The organism is Deinococcus pimensis DSM 21231, from assembly GCF_000519345.1.
Lineage (GTDB): Bacteria > Deinococcota > Deinococci > Deinococcales > Deinococcaceae > Deinococcus_A > Deinococcus_A pimensis.
On record NZ_KI912633.1, the window covers coordinates 185,589 to 186,480 of the forward strand.

Annotated in this window: 1 protein-coding gene; it reads right to left on the reverse strand. The window is 71.2% G+C overall.

The window, feature by feature from the left end:
* Window positions 1–70: 70 nt before the first annotated feature.
* Window positions 71–892: hypothetical protein (locus DEIPI_RS39035; RefSeq protein WP_211238248.1), on the reverse strand; the 822-nt coding region annotated here is incomplete at its 5' end.

The window sequence follows — 892 nt, forward strand, 5'->3', positions numbered from 1 at the left end:
GCGACGCCCAGCGAGAGGAGCAGGAGGGAGCGGCGCCGAACGGCGGCGGGAGCGGGACGGGGCGACTTCTTCATGAGCCCAGTCTTCGCCCAGGACCTTGTCCTGACCGTAGGAAAGGCTTCACGGACGGTGTGCTATCCTTGATTGTTATCCGCTCAGCGGGTAGGAAGGATTTTTCATGACGAACGACCAGACGCCCGAGGAGCTGCGCGACGTTGTCGACGCGCTCCAGGAAGGGCCGATCGACGAGGACCGCCAGGCCGACACCGACGAGACCTCCGACGACGAGTACATCGACGCCGACGACCTGCTCCAGCTGATCGGAAAGCTTCAGGAGACGCTCGACGAGCAGTCCAAGGAACTTCGCGGCCTGCGCCGCGAGATGCGCGAACTGCGCGAGACCATCGGCCAGGGCGGCGGCGCCCGTGGCGAGCGTGGCGGCTTCAACCGTGACGACCGCGGTGGCGACCGTGGTGGCTACGGCGGCAACCGTGAGTTCCGCCCCCGCGAGGATCGTGGCGGCTTCAACCGTGACGACCGTGGCGGCGACCGTGGCGGCGACCGTGGCGGCTTCCGCCCCCGCGAGGACCGTGGCGGCGAGGGCGGCGGCTTCCGTCCCCGCGAGGACCGCGGCGGCTTCCGTAGTGATCGTGGCGGCTTCAACCGTGACGACCGCGGCGGCGACCGTGGTGGCAACCGTGAGTTCCGTCCTCGTGACGACCGTGGTGGCGACCGTGGCGGTTTCCGTCCCCGCGAGGATCGCGGCGGCGACCGTGGCGGCTTCCGCCCCCGCGAGGACCGCGGCGGCGAGCGCGGCGGTGACCGTGGCGGCTTCGGCAACCGCGAGTTCCGTCCCCGCGAGGACCGTGCCCCCCGCGAGGGCGGCGGCGAG